Raw genomic sequence first — 15829 nt, 5'->3', positions numbered from 1 at the left:
GGACAGCCGATAGCGCAAATTTGGACGCTTTCGCAGCTTTTTTCAGTGGTACACATTTGTTCAGCTTCGCGGTAATCTTATCGCGCGAACAATGATCAAAAACTACTTCACCGTCGCTCTCCGCACGCTTGTCCGGAACAGGCTTTACACCGTTCTGAATGTAGCCGGCCTCACGTTTGGCCTTACCTGCTTCCTGCTCATCGGCCTCTATTTGTTCGATGAACTGACGTTCGATCAGCAGCATACCCATGCGAATCGCATTTACCAGGTTGTTGAACACAAGAATGTGAAAGGTGAAGAGACCACCATCGCAGCGGCCAGCTTTAAACTCGCGGAAGTGTCCAAGCAAAGTATTCCCGAAGTGGAAAACACAACGCGCATGAGCCGAATCGGGAGAGCGAACCTGGTGAACCCGCAGAACCCGGTCAACTTTCAGGAAACGATTACCATAGCCGATGAAAACTTTCTTGAAATATTTGATTTTCCATTGATTTCCGGTGATAAAAGAACCGCATTGAAAGAGCCGAATTCGATTGTTATCAATGAAGAACTGGCAACGCGGCTTTTCGGGAGCACGCAGGTACTGGGCAAACAGCTTCAATGGAGTTACCTCGACACGCCGCACAGGATCACCGGTATTCTGAAAAATCATCCTAAAAATTCCAGCTTTACATTCAACAGTCTTATTTCCGAAAATACCAACTCGGACGAGTTCAAGAATATAGCCGCCACCGACTGGTTATCCAACGGTTTTTCTGTTTATGCTTTACTGAGAAACGGCGCGATGCCGGAAACTGCCGCCGCTAAGATGACCAATATGGTCCTCGCCAACTTCAAACCCGAACAAGGTACGCGGCTGCATTTCAGCTTGCAGGCTTTGAAAGACATGCACCTGCATTCGGAAAACATCGTCGACGGCGCCAGAAACTCGAATGTCGAGCCGATACCGAAGGGAAATCTGGGATATGTGAGGATGTTTTCATTTGTGTCGCTGTTTGTGCTGTTCATCGCTGGCATTAACTACATGAACCTTTCCACCGCCCGGGCGTCCAACCGGGCTAAGGAAATCGGTGTGCGTAAGTCGATCGGTGCAGTACGGCATAATCTGGTTTATCAGTTTCTGTTTGAAGCCTTGTTAATTACCAGTCTGGCGTTTGTATTGGCTGTTCTTTTTCTAAACCTGCTGCTGCCGCCATTTAACAATTTTGTAGAAAAACAGCTTTCCTTCGATTTATCCACCAACTATCGTGTCTGGTTGTTGGCCGTCAGCGCGACAGTGTTGATCGGCCTTATTTCGGGCAGTTACCCGGCCCTGCTGCTCTCGGGTTTCAAGCCGGTGGCTTTATTAAAAGGCATGAAAATCAACCAAAGCGGCAGTTTGGGATTACGGAAAGGATTGGTTGTGTTTCAATTTACGGTTTCGATCGTGCTCATTATCGGGACGATCGTGCTTTATCGTCAGGTGAAGTTCATGAACAACACTAACCTTGGCTTTAACAAGGATTTGCTCGTGGTGATCGACGTCAACACGGGCAAGGCCAGAAGCGCTTCCGAAGCGATCAAAGCCGAAATGGCCGCGATACCGACTGTGAAAAGCGTGTCGCTCACTTCCCGGGTGCCCGGCGAATGGAAAATGTACCAGCGCGTAAAGGTCAATGCCCAGGGCAACCGCACCGAGCCGGAGGTGGCTTACTTTTTCGGGGCAGACAGGGATTTCCTGAACACTTTTGACATAAAACTGGCACAGGGCCGCAACTTCGATAACCTTTCCGACTCGTCTTCGGTACTGCTCAACGAAACCGCCGCCAGGCTGCTGAACATCACCAACCCCGCCGGTCAGTTTGTCGAAATACCCGTCGCTTCGTCGAATGGCACTGATTTTGAAGCTGTCTTTTCTAACGGAACGCCATTTAAGGCAAAGGTGGTGGGCATTGTTAAAGACTTCCATTTCCAATCATTGAAGGAAAAAATCGCTCCGCTGGTTTTGGGTTATAATCGAAATCCTGTTCACCCCATTGATTACTATACTGCCCGAATCGAACCGGCCAACATTCCGGCCACGCTGGACAAGTTGAAGTCCGTTTTGCTCCGCGCCGACGCGGACGAACCATTTAAATACCACTTCCTGGACGAGCAGCTCGCCCGGTTTTACATGGAAGACTCCCGCCGCCAGACGCTGATGATCTGGACCGCCCTCGCCGCCATTTTCATCGCCTGCCTCGGACTGTTCGGCCTCGCTACCTATTCCGCCGAGCAGCGCGTCAAAGAAATCGGGATCCGAAAAGTACTCGGCGCCTCCTCATTCAGCCTCGCCACGCTCCTTTCCAAAGATTTCCTGAAACTGGTACTGATCTCCAACCTGATCGCCTTCCCGCTGGCCTGGTGGTCGGTGAACCAATGGCTGCAGGAATACGCCTATCACGTGAATCTTGAATGGTGGGTTTTCGCCCTGGCCGCATTGTTGGCAATTGTAATCGCGGTGCTGACGGTGAGCTACCAGTCGGTGAAGGCTTCGCTGGTGAATCCTTTGGAAAATTTGAAGGGGGATTGAAGGGGGCATTTTGGATAGCGTCGCCTTATAGTGCTCGAATGCAGTTGTTCAAAAATTTCGAATAACTTACATCGCTCACTAGGCACAAACGAGATTAATTCTATTCACACTAGCATTTATGAACAAAGACAAAGTAAGCCCACTTAGCTTTAACGAAGCAGACTACAAGGAAATACTTGACCAGGCAATCAGCCAGATTCGGGCGGCGCGTATACACCTCGCACGTCAGGTTAATAGCAGCAGACAATCTGTTTATTGGAATTTAGGAAAGTTGCTTTCGGAAAGGCAGCTGGAAGAAGGTTATGGCAGTGGAGTTGTCAATCAATTATCTACTGATCTGAAAAACGAATTTCCGGATATGGGGTTGTCCCCGCGGAATTTGTGGAATATGAAACGCTTGTATGTGCGCTATTATCAGGCAGAACAAAACTGCTACAAGCCGTAGCAGTTTTGCCGTGGGGACATAATTTGCTCCTTCTCGATAAATTACAATCTCTCCAAGCCGCAGAATTCTATGCCAGTGAAGCCGCGAGCAAAGGATGGTCGAGAGATTTGTTGCTGAATGCCATTAAAATGGACACTTATAGTCAGGCGCAAAAGCAACTTAAAACACACAATTTCAATCAGACGCTGCCCGAGGCGCACGCCGACTATGCCAACGAAGTTTTCAGAAGCACGTACAATCTCGGATTCCTGGGTGTAACAGAGCCCATGAAAGAGTTAGAGCTGGAAAACAGGCTGATTGCCAAAATCCGAGCGTTTATACTGGAACTGGGCAGAGGATTTAGTTTCATTGGCAACCAATACAGGCTTGAATACAATGGCAAGGAATATTTTGTAGATATGCTCTTCTTCCACCGCGGCCTGCGTTCACTCGTGGCGATTGAATTAAAAATCGGCAGTTTCAAGGCGGAATACGTAGGGAAAATGAATCTATATCTTTCCTTGCTCGACCGTCTGGAAAAAAGTGAGAATGAAAATCCTTCCATCGGCATTCTCCTTTGCGCAGATAAGGATCATCTTGATGTCGAAATAGCTTTGCAAGATATTAACAAACCGATTGGCGTGGCGGAGTATCAGCTTTTGTTGCCGCAGGCTGAGTTGCAGAGGTTGATATTAGACGAGTTCAATTCGTAGACCTATTTCGGCTATTTGTCTCTATAACTGATTCATCGGAGGAATGTCTAGATTAAAATCCTTTTTCATTTCAGTAAAATTCAGTTTCCATTGATCTCCTAACGACCGATGTTTTAGGTAAGCAGAAAAAGATTTGTTTGAAACGTAATAATGATGCATATGATTCTCGACGTCATACTTTTTCCTGTTCTTTCGTGCAAATGAAAAATAATCTGAAATCAAATTTGTAAGCTGTGAGGGGCTCTTTTTGAAAAGTGCAAAGTAGTCAATTAAAATATTTACGTTAAGTAACGTCACTGGCTTGACTATGTGCTTTTTTGTATCAATGCCCGAGAGCATTGAACTGGATTTCTGATTTACATAGTAGTTAACACCGCTAACATCAAAAACACTTTCTGAATATATTATCATAGGGAAAATTCTTAACTGGGTATTAGGTTTAATTTTCAGTTTTTTTGTGAGTTCTGAGCCATCCTCAATCAAGTTGTTAATCTGAACTACCAGCTGCGGCACACCTTTATTTTTCGAATCTGTACCTTTTGCCGAAAGTAAATTCTCATCGATAACGGATTGGAATGCAACAAAATCCATGTCTTCCAATGTTTTTGCATGAATCTTCGTATTTTTAACTTCAATTATTAAAACACAATTATTCGACGACTTTATAATAAAATCTTGATACTTTTCTGTACTAACAATAATTTGATTTTGTCGATAAAATGTTTGAGTTAAGTATTCTTTTACTAAATATTTTTCAAAATACATTAGCCCTATGTATCCCTGAAATGTATCGTATGAAGCAAACATACGATCATTCTTTAAGGAAGTTCGTTTATATAGGAGATAAAACAATCCTTGGTCAATAGGGTATTGGAAAAAATTATAATCTATTATTATGACATCCGAACCAATGCGATAAAAGGGCTTTGGAATTATATCCATATTAACTGATATGTCTTTCTTCCTACTTAGTGTTGACATATTCATTGTAAACTCTGACAATAACTTTGCGGGCATTCCTTCGACGTTTAGTATGTGATTCCCTAATTGCTCCTTGGATGATATAATCCTAAAAATATCCAAGAAAAACCTACCAAATAGCCAAGGATTAGCTATCTCATAGTATTCGCAGAATTCAGTGCATGATTTTCTGAAATCTTGACTGTCACTTAAAAACTTTGCGATGAAGGCGAATCTAATCATAGAAAATATTTTGAAAAAATCCGATCTTATGTAATGTTGCTGCTGGATATCTAATTTAAAAATACCTGCAAAGGTATCTAGCTGAGTTCGTGGATTAGTTAGAAAATATCTTTCATTGAAGATTAGTATGGTCTTAAACAGATCGCTGCCAAATTGAATATTATAAAAAGCAAGCTTGGCGTCAACTTCTACAAAATTTCCCAAACAAGCTTTAATTAATTGACTAATTGCGGGCGATGCAAAGTAAGCTCCACCTTTAAGATTTGTAGCTGATGAAAGTTTTGTATGATCCTTGCCCGGAAATATGACATCTAGCACTGCAGCAGTGTGATGCTCTATCCTTGGTTCCTGATATAGCAATGCATTTATTTTAGAAAGGCAGAGTATGAGATAATCAGTGGGGTATTGCCTAACAAATATCAAATCGTCCTCTGGTAAACTTTCTCCCATCTCATCCGTATAGGTCCGGATTAGTATGTATTGGTCAGATAAGTTCATTATAATAAGCAGTTTATTTCAACGCTTTGATACGTTTTTGGGAATACAAGATACGCTGTTTCAAAGTACTTTGATCACAACATGCTCTTGTTAAAGTCATCTACCGATGATAGGCTTATTACTTTTGGAAAGCGGATGTTTGAGTATTGTCGCTCTGATCCGCATTATCTTCCCACAGCTCTTAGGAAGTACTATTTCGTTTAAATCTTTCTCCTATATTTGCCCCGCAAACGTTTACAAAATTTATATGAACAAACAACCAAAACGCAGGCCAGAAATGGCACTGGAGAAGCAAAGGGGTGAAAGTCCCTCGACCTGCCAAAGTTCGCTTTGTAGACGTTTGCGGTGACTTCTCCTTTCTTTTCATCCAATCCATTTTCACAATGCAAACGTCTAATGGAAAAGGAGTTGACTCGAATGCAGATTCAGTCAACCCAACGCACGATGCACGTCACGCATCAAACACCAGCACTCCGCTGACAGATTCACAAGCCGAATTCTGGTACCTCATCGAATGTCAGGGCTGCAAGGAGCTGGCGCAGTCGCTTAAAATGGTGCATGATCTGGCGCTTTATCATTCGGATGTTCCGTTTGATACGGCCGAAAAGTCGGCGCTTTTTGATGTGAACTTACTGGTGGAAGGGTTTCAGAAGATGGGAGCGGAAATTTAGGAACTGGAGGACTGTTGGCGACAGTCCTTTTTTGGTTTTAGATCATCCGCCGAGCATTAAATCGGCTCATCTTTTTGGTTTAGTACGAAGTCTTTCAAATCTTGCATTCACATGAAAAGACTCTTACTCCTGGTTATCGTAAGCCTCGCACTGCACGCATGCGGCCGGTCTGAACAATATTTTCTTGATGAATCTATTCCTCGATTGCAGTCGCCTATTAATCAAATTGCTCATTTACGTACTAAATGGCGGGATGGTAACCACATTGAGACGGTTTTTTATGACCATCGGGGCCGGGTCATAGAGGCATTTACTTTTGGACAGTCGTCTTCGAAAGAACTGCATTATTATGAAGGCGATCAGAGGAAGAAAAGCATCTACTATTCACATGGCGAGAGCTCAACACCCGGTTATGTATCCATTGATACCGTGCGCCGTGATTTTGACGCAAACGGCAGGCTGATACTGGAATACCACGCGACGGCTTCATTGCCCGAATCAACAGCAGGCTCTAACCAAAGTTCTTACAAGCGACATTTCAAGTATACTGCGAGCGGAGATACACTAACCAAGCTGGAACCTCAACTGACCGAGATTGATACTCCCTTAGTAAATATTGATCATTGGGAACGGAACATGAAAAGTCAATTGGTGCGCCATTACCAGCTCTATGTACTTCGTGGGCCTGATGCTACACACCCGGATACGGTCAATCATTATTCACAAAGGTTTGCCTACGACCCGAAGGGAAGATTAAAACTTGCGTGGTTTGACAGTATGTACCTTGGCACATTCTACTTAGCCGCGGGTCCGGATACTATTTGGTACTATTATAATGCACAAAATCGGCTAACCGAAGAGCGGCATTTATACTCGACCGATATGCGAAATAAGCGGGAAGTGGACACAACCAAGCTGTCGCGCCGAGATAGTGAAGTGGTTAACTTATATAGAAAGAACTTCATTAACAATGAATATGGATGGAGCAACCGGAAGTATGTGATTAAGTACAAATACGAAAAGTTTGATCCTGCAAAGCACGGGCGGCTCATTATACCTACCAGCTAAATGGAAGACAACACTTCTTCACGGGTCTTTTACCGAAATCGCATACTTTACAGCTTCCTCACAGCCAGCGTCATGCTCGTCGGCTTTTTGTCACGCCGCCTGCTCGGGCAGTATGCATTCGTTAAGCTGTATGTCGGCGATGCATTGTGGGCGATAATGGTGTTTTTTGGCTTTGCATTCGTTTTTCGCAAGTGGCCTACGTGGCAGGTGGCTGCTGCGGCGCTTGGATTTTCGGTGTGTATTGAACTCAGTCAGCTGTACCACGAGCCGTGGATTGATGCGATCCGAAATATGCCGCTGGGCGGGTTGGTACTCGGTTTTACATTCGTCTGGAGCGATTTGGTTTGTTATGGTGTGGGAGTTGGAATTGGGATGATGGTGGAGATTTTAATAATTAAGCCGGTAAAGAAACTTGCCTGAAACCAGCACAATGCGACCCCTCAACGCCTGGGAATATGCAGATTAATCTGCTTTCCATTTTCGTCATAATCCCAGGACCTGGTAGGGTTACCGTCCCAGTCGTATTCATGATAGTGGCCTCGTTCCTTGTCGCCTTTGTGGTGCTGGATATTCTGAACCTGCCCGTTTTCGTGGTAAAACACGGATGTATAATTTTTATCTTCCAGGTGATAAATGTTTTCGTGCTGTATTACACCCGCTCTCGAATATTCCCGCGACAACACGATCTTTCCATCGTAATCGTAAAGTGCCTCCATCCAAACCTGAACACGGCTGTGCGCCTTGCGAAGCGAATCCTCCGTTTTGTAAAATTCCCTAATCAGGAATTCTTTCTCCCGACCGGTGATCGTGGTATCGTAATAGAATCGCGACATGTTGATCAGAAAACCTTTTCGGTAGAAGGCTTGCCCCTTCAACTGGCCTGAAGGATAATACCATTCAGACTTCCCCTGCAAAGAATCGTTCACAAAATTTTGCCTGCCCCATATCTTTCCGCTCGGGTGATATACCGTCTGAATGCCATTTTTAAGGTTATTCTGGTATGTTTCTTCTACTTCAACTTTGCCGTCGGGATAATACGCGCGGCTTATTCCATCGCGCTGCTGCTTTTGGCTGCGACTGTATAATTGCCTCAAATCTTCCAGTTCCTGAATGCCGCGTTTGTAATGCCAGTCGCGAACGCCCGCCTTGTCCCGGTACCGGACATCCCGGTCGCAAGCGGAGATTTTCAGCTTACCGTTATCTGTTTTTGCAAATATCACCCATTCGTCCCCGACCTCAATACCCATGTCACAAGACGATTGCACGTTGCTTTCAATCACATTCGCAATGTCCTTCCCCTTAAATTTCTCTATAATACTGAAACCCAGCATCGCGTTCCGAAAAGGAGTTGAATCCGCGGGCGGATTAATGGTTTCAGAAGTGACCTTTACCAGCGCAACAAACTCGTAGTCTTTTAAATCCTCAACGGACTTAATTCGTTTGAAATCATTGATGCAACTACATGCCATTAAGCTTGTATGCAGGCTGAAAAAGATTAGAGTCAGGGATATGCAGCAGTTTTTTAACATGGTACTTTCGGAATTCTTTTACCAAAAACTAAACGATACATCGAGTTTCACATTAACGCCGATGGAAGGCGCTAATTCAATGAGGCCAGTTTGTTTTTTGGTACAAGTAAAAATTGATTAGAAACTCAGTGAACCGCAGGCTCCAGCATAACGTACAAATGCGCGGCTTGCCATTTTCAATGATGAAGAAATCCATACTCTGCATTATATCCGGCTTTTCTTTTGTACCAATATGTCCATACAAACGCGCTCCATTTTGCGTGAAGTTCATGGGCTGCGCTGCACTGAAAAGAAAATCGGGATCTTGCGCGTAAAGTTTTCCGATGAAATCTGAAACTTCGGCCAGGCTCTGGAAAACAGTATCCTGATCGTACATTTTAATGTCGTCTGCGTAGATCGTTTTCAAAAGTATATCTCTCTTTTCACGATCTCTTTCGTTCCAGGCCGCGACGTGGTTTTCCTGTAATATCTCTGCGAATAGGGTATCCATAAGTGAAGGTTTTTTGTGTCCTCGCCGCACCTTTTGTAATTGCATGGACCAGCTCTGCAAGGTTCTCCGGATCCAGTGCAATAAAGTTAACTACCAATCACAGCTGCTAACACCCAGAATACTCCGGCCGGAACATGCCATTAAGGGCAGCGATTGTTTTTTCTACAATCTTCGTCCCGTCTCTTAGTACAATGTAAGGGTTCGGATCATCAGCGTGGATTTCCTCTATCACTCCCTCAGCCCGTTCCAGCCCATTGATATCCAGGATCATTTCTGCTTTTGCTCCACGGTTTTTGATATCTGTCAGCATTTCCATGAAGCTCTCATTTACTGATAATGTCGTGCGTAAGTCCATATTTTAAGATCGCTGTTTATTTAAAAGAAACATCATATTCCTGTTTAAAAAACATCCTTAAATAACAATTAATTCAATGCAGTTGGTCAATAATCCTATCATCGTACCTTTGCGGCTTCAAAAAATGAGACGATGATTACAGTTGAGAATTTGGCCGTTGAATTTAGCGGTTCTACGCTTTTTAGCGAGGTTTCTTTCGCAATTAATCCTACCGATAAAATTGCCCTGATGGGTAAGAATGGAGCAGGGAAATCTACGATGATGAAGATCATTGCCGGCGAACAAAAAGCCAATCGCGGCCACGTTCGCGCACCCAAGGACGCTGTAATCGCGTATTTGCCACAACATTTATTGACCGAAGACAACTGTACTGTTTTCGAGGAAGCGGCCAAAGCATTCAAGCAGGTGTTTGAAATGCGGACCGAAATGGAACAACTCAATCACGCGCTCGAAACCCGCACTGATTACGACAGCGACGAGTACATGGCGATCATTGAAAAGGTGACCGAAATCGGTGAAAAATATTACCAGCTCGAAGAAGTCAATTATGACGCAGAGGTAGAGAAAGCATTGAAAGGACTGGGCTTCCGGCCCGAAGATTTTCAGCGGCAGACCAAGGAATTCAGCGGTGGCTGGCGGATGCGCATTGAGCTCGCAAAAATCCTTTTGCAAAAGCCAGACTTGATCCTGCTCGATGAGCCTACCAACCACATTGACATTGAATCTGTGATGTGGCTGGAAGATTTTCTGGTGAATAAATCAAATGCAGTAATGGTCATTTCCCACGACCGTGCCTTTATCGACAACATTACCAACCGCACCATTGAAGTGACAATGGGACGGATTTTTGACTACAAAGCCAACTATTCGCATTACCTGGTATTGCGTGAAGAACGCCGCTCTCACCAGATCAAGGCATATCAGGAGCAGCAAAAAATGATTGCGGACAACATGCAATTCATCGAACGCTTCCGCGGGACTTACTCCAAAACCAACCAGGTATCTTCCCGCGAACGCATGCTGGAAAAACTGGAAATTATTGAAATCGACGAAATCGATAATTCAGCGCTGAAATTACGTTTCCCGCCTTCGCCACGATCAGGCGATTATCCCGTAACTGTGAAAGATGTTTCCAAATCCTACGGTGATCAGGTGGTGTTCAAAAACGCGAGCATGACGATTTCCAGAGGTGAAAAAGTGTCTTTTGTAGGACGAAATGGAGAGGGTAAATCGACGATGATCAAAGCCATTATGGGGCAGATCGATGTAGAAGGTACCTGCCAGCTGGGGCATAATGTTAAAGTCGGCTACTTCGCACAAAACCAGGCCGCATTGCTGGATCCGAACCTGACCATTTTCCAAACCGTAGACGAAGTCGCAGAAGGTGATGTACGGACCCAGATCAAAAATATCCTGGGCGCATTCATGTTTCAGGGAGAGGATATCGATAAAAAAGTAAGCGTATTATCAGGAGGAGAAAAAACGCGGCTTGCGATGGTGAAGCTGCTTTTGGAACCAGTAAACCTGCTGATTCTCGATGAGCCTACGAACCACCTTGATTTGAAGTCAAAGGATGTTTTAAAAGAAGCACTCCGGAACTTTGACGGCACATTGGTGCTCGTTTCCCACGACAGGGACTTTTTACAAGGCTTATCTCAAAAGGTTTTCGAATTCAAAGACAAACGTGTGATCGAGCATTTCGAAACGATCGATGCGTTTTTGGAAAGAAACCGGATCAAGAGCATTGCGGATTTGCAGCTGGCGAAGTAGCCGATATCAATGGGTCAATCCTTCGTTTCAACAAGGTCCTCCCGGACTCACTGGTAACTTGCCTTTCAAAGCAATGCAAAAACAGGTAGATCCATACTTTTGCTGGTCATAAGGTGGCTGCACGTTTCTTTCCAGACCAAGCGGGCGCGAGGATGCATTGACCAATGCGAGGTTCAAGCAATGCAATTCGATCTGCACGGGTTTGCGGCCTGCCAGGTTGGGGAGCGCGAATGTGGCATGACCGTCGCCGCCGAATGTCGTGCCCAACAGTTCAAACAAGGCGGGATGCTCCGCGATACGCATTTCCCGGCCGTCGCACCAGGCCCAGCCTTCCGGTGCGACTCGGGAAGAGATGAATTTGATTTCAGCTATAAAAGGCTCTTCCATTTTGAGACTGTAATGTTACTGGAAAGACGTTTTTATTACTGGCTTTTGGGGGAATAGATCCCGTAAAGTGAAATGATGTAATTGACGTACAAATAGGGCTCATCGCTGCTAAATGGCCTTTCTCCATTTCCCGGGCCTTCGTCCTGATGGATTGGCAGGCGACCGCGGAGATCGGGCAAACCGAATGTTTCCCGGCCGTCGCCGCCATAAGTAGTTCCGAGCAGGTTGAAAAGAAAATGGTTTTCAGCAATGGAAAGCAGCGTTCCATCGCAGAACATCCAGCCTTCGGGAGCGGATTTCCCTGCGAACATTTTGATTTCTCCCACATAAGGATAGTTCATCACGAGTCCCCTACTCTTTAACCACTTTCAAAACCGCATTCCCCTCTGTTTTCAAGAAGAACAAGCCGCCCGGCAAGCCTGATATATCCACTTTCTGGACTCCGGACGATTTCTTAATTGTCTTTAAAATCCTCCCGTTGGAATCGATGAATTCGGCGGATTGTGCATTGGTCTTTTTCCAGTCTATCCAGAGCTCATTTTTGGCTGGGACCGGATAAGCGACGATCCCGGCATTGTGCGAAAGTTTCAGGGAAATTAATTTGCTATACCCTGTTTTTCCGTCAAATTCGAGGATTTTCAGGCGGTAGTAAGCCCGGTCGCCGGCATGCGTGAGTGAGTCTGTGTAGCTGTATGCTGTGTTCGTCAGGATATTTGCATTTACCTCTCCGATCTTGGCAAAATTTTTGCCATTTGCACTGTACTCGATCTCATATATCTGAATGTTTTCCTGCTCGGCAACCTTCCAGTCGAGCTTTATTTGCTGATCATCCGTCTGTCTTCCTTCAAAACTGATCAGTTTGACAGGCAATGGATTCTGACCAACTGTGCCCCCAAAAAAGCCACTAAATCCTTCAACTGAAAAGGTTACTTCCCAGCGATTAAGCTTCGCATTCCATGTAATATCATTGTCATCCGGGTCGATAACAATCCGCGAGTCTGTATACGACGCAGGGCTTCCGCTGCCGTCGGAGCTAGATCCGTGAAACTGGTAAATCCTGAGATTAGCCTTTCTCTCGTCTTCGCCTTCCGGCTGTCCTGTCGGTAAATAGTCGGGCGGGGATAGCTTTGCATTCAGCGCATCAAATTCTGCCTGGGTGAAGTAAACAGTTACGCGCCCCGATGAAGACGCCGGGTTTTCGGAAGGAGTGATATCAAAATGCCTCTGGAGATACACTGCGCCGCCGTATGAATTCACCTGCGCATCAACCCACACAGTGGCCGTTACCTCGCCACTTACATTGTCTGGCATCAATGTCAGAAGGTCTGCGTCACAAGTGGCGCCTGCTGCGGTGAAAGTATGTGGCGCCATAATTTCTTCGTCCAATGTAAAAGAACTGGTTTTTGCATTACCAGCCAATGCATCTGCATTTGGCGGCCTCACACCTTGAAACTCGAATGCGCCAATATCGATTTGATCGTTGAATACCCTGCTGTTGCCGCCCAGATCTGTCTTTGGAAGGATATTCGAAGGATACGGACTTACATCCCCTGCATCAATCGCCCTGCTGCATGCAGCTAGTGAAAAGTCACCTCCATCCATGTCAGCAAACTGCGGATCTGTATCCAGGTTCCCGCCATTGTCATGGTATTCGTCGTCATCGCTAAACAGCCAGTTTGCACTTCCTCCGGTCCCCTCCACAATACTATTGGTAATAGCAACCAATGCGCCGTCAATCGAAAGGCTGCGCTGGTATGGTCCATCGGCACCCCGAGCGATATTTTTAGCTATAATACTGTTGAATATCCCCGTACCTATTCCGTCGATTACCACAACACCAAGCCCATTAAAATTCGATTCTGACAGGTTCTGCGTCACGGTCGTACTTAATATTGCAATTCCCTCCGTATTAAACCCGTCCAATATGCCACTCCCGTATCCTTTATCATAATTGTGGTAGATAAGACAATTCATGAACAACGAACCGGCAAGAAACCCCATACACCCTCCGCCTATATTTCCGAGATTGTTCCTGATAATCAGATTTTCTAAATAAACCGGCTTTCGCGTCTGGTAGATAAAAATGCCTGCACCAAAGGCGGTGGGAACTGCTGTTTCAAGTATAAGAGTCGTTTCATCCTCACTGGAAGACATATTATTCGCCCCTTCAATCGTAAATCCATCCAATAGATGATCCGAGTTCAGGAACAGTCCATAAATCACATGGTGGGCGTTTTCGCTGAATTCATTCCTGGCTCCATTGTTATAGAAGTCCATAAAATCAAAATTGTCATCCTGATTGAAATCGCCGCTCAAAATACTGGCATTTTCTTTAAGCCGGAGGTCCCGATCTGCCAGCGAAGATTCAGTTCCTTTAAACCCACCGTATAACTGAATCTCACCTGTCAGCAGGAAGCTGTTCAAAGGGCTTTTCGGATCCGCATTTGACAGATTATCAGGACGGTAAAGTGGATGATAAGTGCCCCCGGCAACCCATATCTGCTTGATATCCTTGATATAGGAAGCAACAATGGCGTCGGCTACTTCGGCGGCTGCATTGTTCCAGTCGCTTCCGTTTTTCGACCCAGAACCACCCTTTTTTACAAACAATATTCCATTTTCGTTTGGTATAAGTGTGGTTGATAAGGTTTCGTACACACTTTCCAGCGCGCCGATATCTACGGTACTTTTTGTAATGCGCGGGGTTCCGCGAGGATCGGTTGTAATGGTTGACAGATTGGGTATCTGGCCGGATTGAAGAAAGAGATTATTGCCTTTGTTGACAGCCGGGCTGCCCGGCCTCAATCCCAAAACGCCCTTGCTTTCGTCAAAAAAACCGGGATCTACGTCGAGGTTACCGCCCTGATCTTTTCCATATGCCGCATTCCAGGACCCACTTCCGCCACTTCCGGGAACGATGCTGTTGGAAAAATAGGGAACTGTTCCCTCACCCACTTCTACCGCAACGCCCGAAGTACTGAGACTGGCGCTGATGATCGTATTGCGGATTTTCGGGGCCGCGCCTTCAAGCACCACGGCGGCGCTGGTCTGTCCTGCGATTGCCGAAATAGTAGTATTGGTAAAAATGGCAGAAGAATTCAAAAGATAAACAGCACCCTGTCCGTTTACCGGATTGGCACTGACGATCGCATTCGTTAAAGCCAAACTGGACCCAGAAGCATAAATACCACTGCCGTCAGTCGCATAGTTGCCCGTAATCAGCAAATTGCGCAAGGATGGTGATGAATAAATGGCGACAATCCCTCCTCCGACATTCCGCGGAATACTGCGTCCATTAATGGAAGCGCTCGATTCACCATTTGCATTTCCACCCCTGATGATAAATCCGTCCAGGATTGCGTCGCCTGCCTCACCGGCATAAGTGACCACGTGATAGGATGTATTACGTCCGTCGAGAACAGTGACAATTTCCTCATCACTTTCAAAATCTGCTACCTGGTTACCTTCTGCAATGTTGAGTTCGCGCTCAGCAGGTGATTGTTCATTGCCCCTGAATCCGCCGTAAATCTTGATATCCGGCGGCAACAGGAATGTGCGGTTTACTGCGTCTTCGTCGTATTGAAATTCATAATTGCTATCATAATCCGGGTAATAGGTTCCGTTAGCGACCCAGATTTGCTCCACACCGGAATTATCATGCGCATATTTAAGGGCTTGCGCCAAATCCCAGAATGGATTTTCCCAGCTGGTGCCACTATTGTCTCCACCTGCGTTACTATTTACATACACAATGGGAGGCACTGCCGCCGACGCCGATTTTCGCGCTGCGTCCTGCGCCCTGTATGTTCTTTTCGGAGCCTCACGCTTCACCGGGCTCCGCCTGCCGGGTGCGGCAAGCATCTTTTTAAACAAGCTTCTTGAAAGACTGTCTGACGGTTGTGAAGCTGCGCGGCTTGTCTTCCTTTGTGACCAGCCAGCCGTCATCTGCTTGAAAACATCATTCTGCTCTAAATTACCCGCGGGTTTTTGCGGCAGCTGCACGGCGCAGAATGCTTCTTTGTGCAGGGGTTGGATTGTTAGTAACGTACAAAAAAACAGGAAAAGCGCGCCGCCGACGGAAGTGTAGAGTTTCTTCATTTGTTGAGACTTAGACATTGAGTAAATCCAGGTATCAGGCGGGCGACTTGCTTTAAAAAGTGGTCAAAGCCG

14 protein-coding genes and 1 pseudogene are annotated in these 15829 nt (G+C 45.7%); 8 read left to right on the top strand and 7 right to left on the bottom strand.

What is annotated here, in order from left to right; genetic code table 11:
* The first annotated feature begins 91 nt into the window (after positions 1-91).
* The 4 genes and pseudogenes from ASG33_RS02055 (at position 92) to ASG33_RS26010 (ending at position 3688) form a co-directional block, all read left to right on the top strand.
* Positions 92-2551: an ABC transporter permease gene (locus ASG33_RS02055; protein WP_056279766.1), complete on the top strand. Its 2460-nt coding sequence runs from the start codon at positions 92-94 to the stop codon at positions 2549-2551.
* A 118-nt stretch (positions 2552-2669) separates the two neighbouring features.
* Complete coding sequence (locus tag ASG33_RS26020) at positions 2670-2996, top strand: DUF1016 N-terminal domain-containing protein (protein ID WP_229238537.1); 327 nt, start codon at positions 2670-2672, stop codon at positions 2994-2996.
* Positions 2933-3079, top strand: a pseudogene (locus ASG33_RS26015) (hypothetical protein); the annotation flags it as partial. The gene ASG33_RS26020 and the pseudogene ASG33_RS26015, both read left to right, overlap by 64 nt.
* A 45-nt stretch (positions 3080-3124) precedes the next feature.
* A complete protein-coding gene (locus tag ASG33_RS26010) occupies positions 3125-3688 on the top strand; it encodes a PDDEXK nuclease domain-containing protein (protein WP_229238604.1) in 564 nt (187 codons plus the stop codon).
* A gap of 21 nt (positions 3689-3709) precedes the next feature.
* On the opposite strand, the gene ASG33_RS02045 is transcribed toward ASG33_RS26010, so the two are convergent.
* The gene (locus tag ASG33_RS02045) at positions 3710-5389 is read right to left on the bottom strand and encodes a hypothetical protein (protein WP_056279765.1); all 1680 of its coding nucleotides are present in this window, start codon (positions 5387-5389) and stop codon (positions 3710-3712) included.
* Positions 5390-5772: 383 nt separating this feature from the next.
* Here ASG33_RS02045 and ASG33_RS02040 point away from each other — a divergent pair, with 383 nt between their 5' ends.
* The 3 genes from ASG33_RS02040 to ASG33_RS02030 all read left to right on the top strand — a co-directional run bounded on the left by ASG33_RS02040 (position 5773) and on the right by ASG33_RS02030 (position 7548).
* A complete protein-coding gene (locus ASG33_RS02040) occupies positions 5773-6060 on the top strand; it encodes a hypothetical protein (protein ID WP_056279763.1) in 288 nt (95 codons plus the stop codon).
* A 111-nt stretch (positions 6061-6171) separates the two neighbouring features.
* Positions 6172-7128: a hypothetical protein gene (locus tag ASG33_RS02035; protein ID WP_056279761.1), complete on the top strand. Its 957-nt coding sequence runs from the start codon at positions 6172-6174 to the stop codon at positions 7126-7128.
* Positions 7129-7548: a DUF2809 domain-containing protein gene (locus ASG33_RS02030; RefSeq protein WP_056279759.1), complete on the top strand. Its 420-nt coding sequence runs from the start codon at positions 7129-7131 to the stop codon at positions 7546-7548.
* A gap of 20 nt (positions 7549-7568) precedes the next feature.
* Here ASG33_RS02030 and ASG33_RS02025 read toward each other — a convergent pair whose 3' ends face one another.
* The 3 genes from ASG33_RS02025 to ASG33_RS02015 form a co-directional block, all read right to left on the bottom strand.
* Entirely contained in the window at positions 7569-8597 is a 1029-nt protein-coding gene (locus tag ASG33_RS02025; protein ID WP_056279757.1) for a toxin-antitoxin system YwqK family antitoxin, read from the bottom strand.
* A gap of 136 nt (positions 8598-8733) precedes the next feature.
* Positions 8734-9147: a nuclear transport factor 2 family protein gene (locus tag ASG33_RS02020; RefSeq protein WP_200942715.1), complete on the bottom strand. Its 414-nt coding sequence runs from the start codon at positions 9145-9147 to the stop codon at positions 8734-8736.
* Positions 9148-9253: 106 nt separating this feature from the next.
* Positions 9254-9502, bottom strand: coding sequence for a hypothetical protein (locus ASG33_RS02015; protein WP_056279755.1), 249 nt, complete (start codon positions 9500-9502; stop codon positions 9254-9256).
* 132 nt (positions 9503-9634) lie between these two features.
* Between ASG33_RS02015 and ASG33_RS02010 the strand changes: the two genes are divergently transcribed.
* A complete protein-coding gene (locus tag ASG33_RS02010) occupies positions 9635-11272 on the top strand; it encodes an ABC-F family ATP-binding cassette domain-containing protein (protein WP_056279754.1) in 1638 nt (545 codons plus the stop codon).
* A gap of 27 nt (positions 11273-11299) precedes the next feature.
* Here the strand turns inward: ASG33_RS02010 and ASG33_RS25465 are convergent, their stop codons facing one another.
* Genes ASG33_RS25465 through ASG33_RS01995 form a run of 3 tightly spaced genes read right to left on the bottom strand, consistent with a single transcriptional unit; the run spans position 11300 to position 15757 of the window.
* Entirely contained in the window at positions 11300-11659 is a 360-nt protein-coding gene (locus ASG33_RS25465; RefSeq protein WP_082489062.1) for a phage tail protein, read from the bottom strand.
* Positions 11660-11694: 35 nt separating this feature from the next.
* A complete protein-coding gene (locus ASG33_RS26185; protein WP_082489061.1) occupies positions 11695-12000 on the bottom strand; it encodes a tail fiber protein in 306 nt (101 codons plus the stop codon).
* A gap of 10 nt (positions 12001-12010) precedes the next feature.
* A complete protein-coding gene (locus ASG33_RS01995; protein WP_056279752.1) occupies positions 12011-15757 on the bottom strand; it encodes a choice-of-anchor Q domain-containing protein in 3747 nt (1248 codons plus the stop codon).
* Positions 15758-15829: the final 72 nt, after the last annotated feature.

The sequence above is a fragment of the Dyadobacter sp. Leaf189 genome (assembly GCF_001424405.1).
Classification (GTDB): domain Bacteria; phylum Bacteroidota; class Bacteroidia; order Cytophagales; family Spirosomataceae; genus Dyadobacter.
This window is presented reverse-complemented; position numbering and strand designations above follow the sequence as displayed.

Coding starts and splice junctions, on each gene's coding strand:
- ASG33_RS01995 (WP_056279752.1), bottom strand. CDS start 15,757: ATGAAGAAACTCTACACTTCCGTCGGCGGCGCGCTTTTCCTGTTTTTT.
- ASG33_RS26010 (WP_229238604.1), top strand. CDS start 3,125: ATGGACACTTATAGTCAGGCGCAAAAGCAACTTAAAACACACAATTTC.
- ASG33_RS02045 (WP_056279765.1), bottom strand. CDS start 5,389: ATGAACTTATCTGACCAATACATACTAATCCGGACCTATACGGATGAG.
- ASG33_RS02020 (WP_200942715.1), bottom strand. CDS start 9,147: ATGGATACCCTATTCGCAGAGATATTACAGGAAAACCACGTCGCGGCC.
- ASG33_RS02025 (WP_056279757.1), bottom strand. CDS start 8,597: ATGGCATGTAGTTGCATCAATGATTTCAAACGAATTAAGTCCGTTGAG.
- ASG33_RS02055 (WP_056279766.1), top strand. CDS start 92: ATGATCAAAAACTACTTCACCGTCGCTCTCCGCACGCTTGTCCGGAAC.
- ASG33_RS02040 (WP_056279763.1), top strand. CDS start 5,773: ATGCAAACGTCTAATGGAAAAGGAGTTGACTCGAATGCAGATTCAGTC.
- ASG33_RS26020 (WP_229238537.1), top strand. CDS start 2,670: ATGAACAAAGACAAAGTAAGCCCACTTAGCTTTAACGAAGCAGACTAC.
- ASG33_RS25465 (WP_082489062.1), bottom strand. CDS start 11,659: ATGGAAGAGCCTTTTATAGCTGAAATCAAATTCATCTCTTCCCGAGTC.
- ASG33_RS26185 (WP_082489061.1), bottom strand. CDS start 12,000: ATGAACTATCCTTATGTGGGAGAAATCAAAATGTTCGCAGGGAAATCC.
- ASG33_RS02035 (WP_056279761.1), top strand. CDS start 6,172: ATGAAAAGACTCTTACTCCTGGTTATCGTAAGCCTCGCACTGCACGCA.
- ASG33_RS02030 (WP_056279759.1), top strand. CDS start 7,129: ATGGAAGACAACACTTCTTCACGGGTCTTTTACCGAAATCGCATACTT.
- ASG33_RS02015 (WP_056279755.1), bottom strand. CDS start 9,502: ATGGACTTACGCACGACATTATCAGTAAATGAGAGCTTCATGGAAATG.
- ASG33_RS02010 (WP_056279754.1), top strand. CDS start 9,635: ATGATTACAGTTGAGAATTTGGCCGTTGAATTTAGCGGTTCTACGCTT.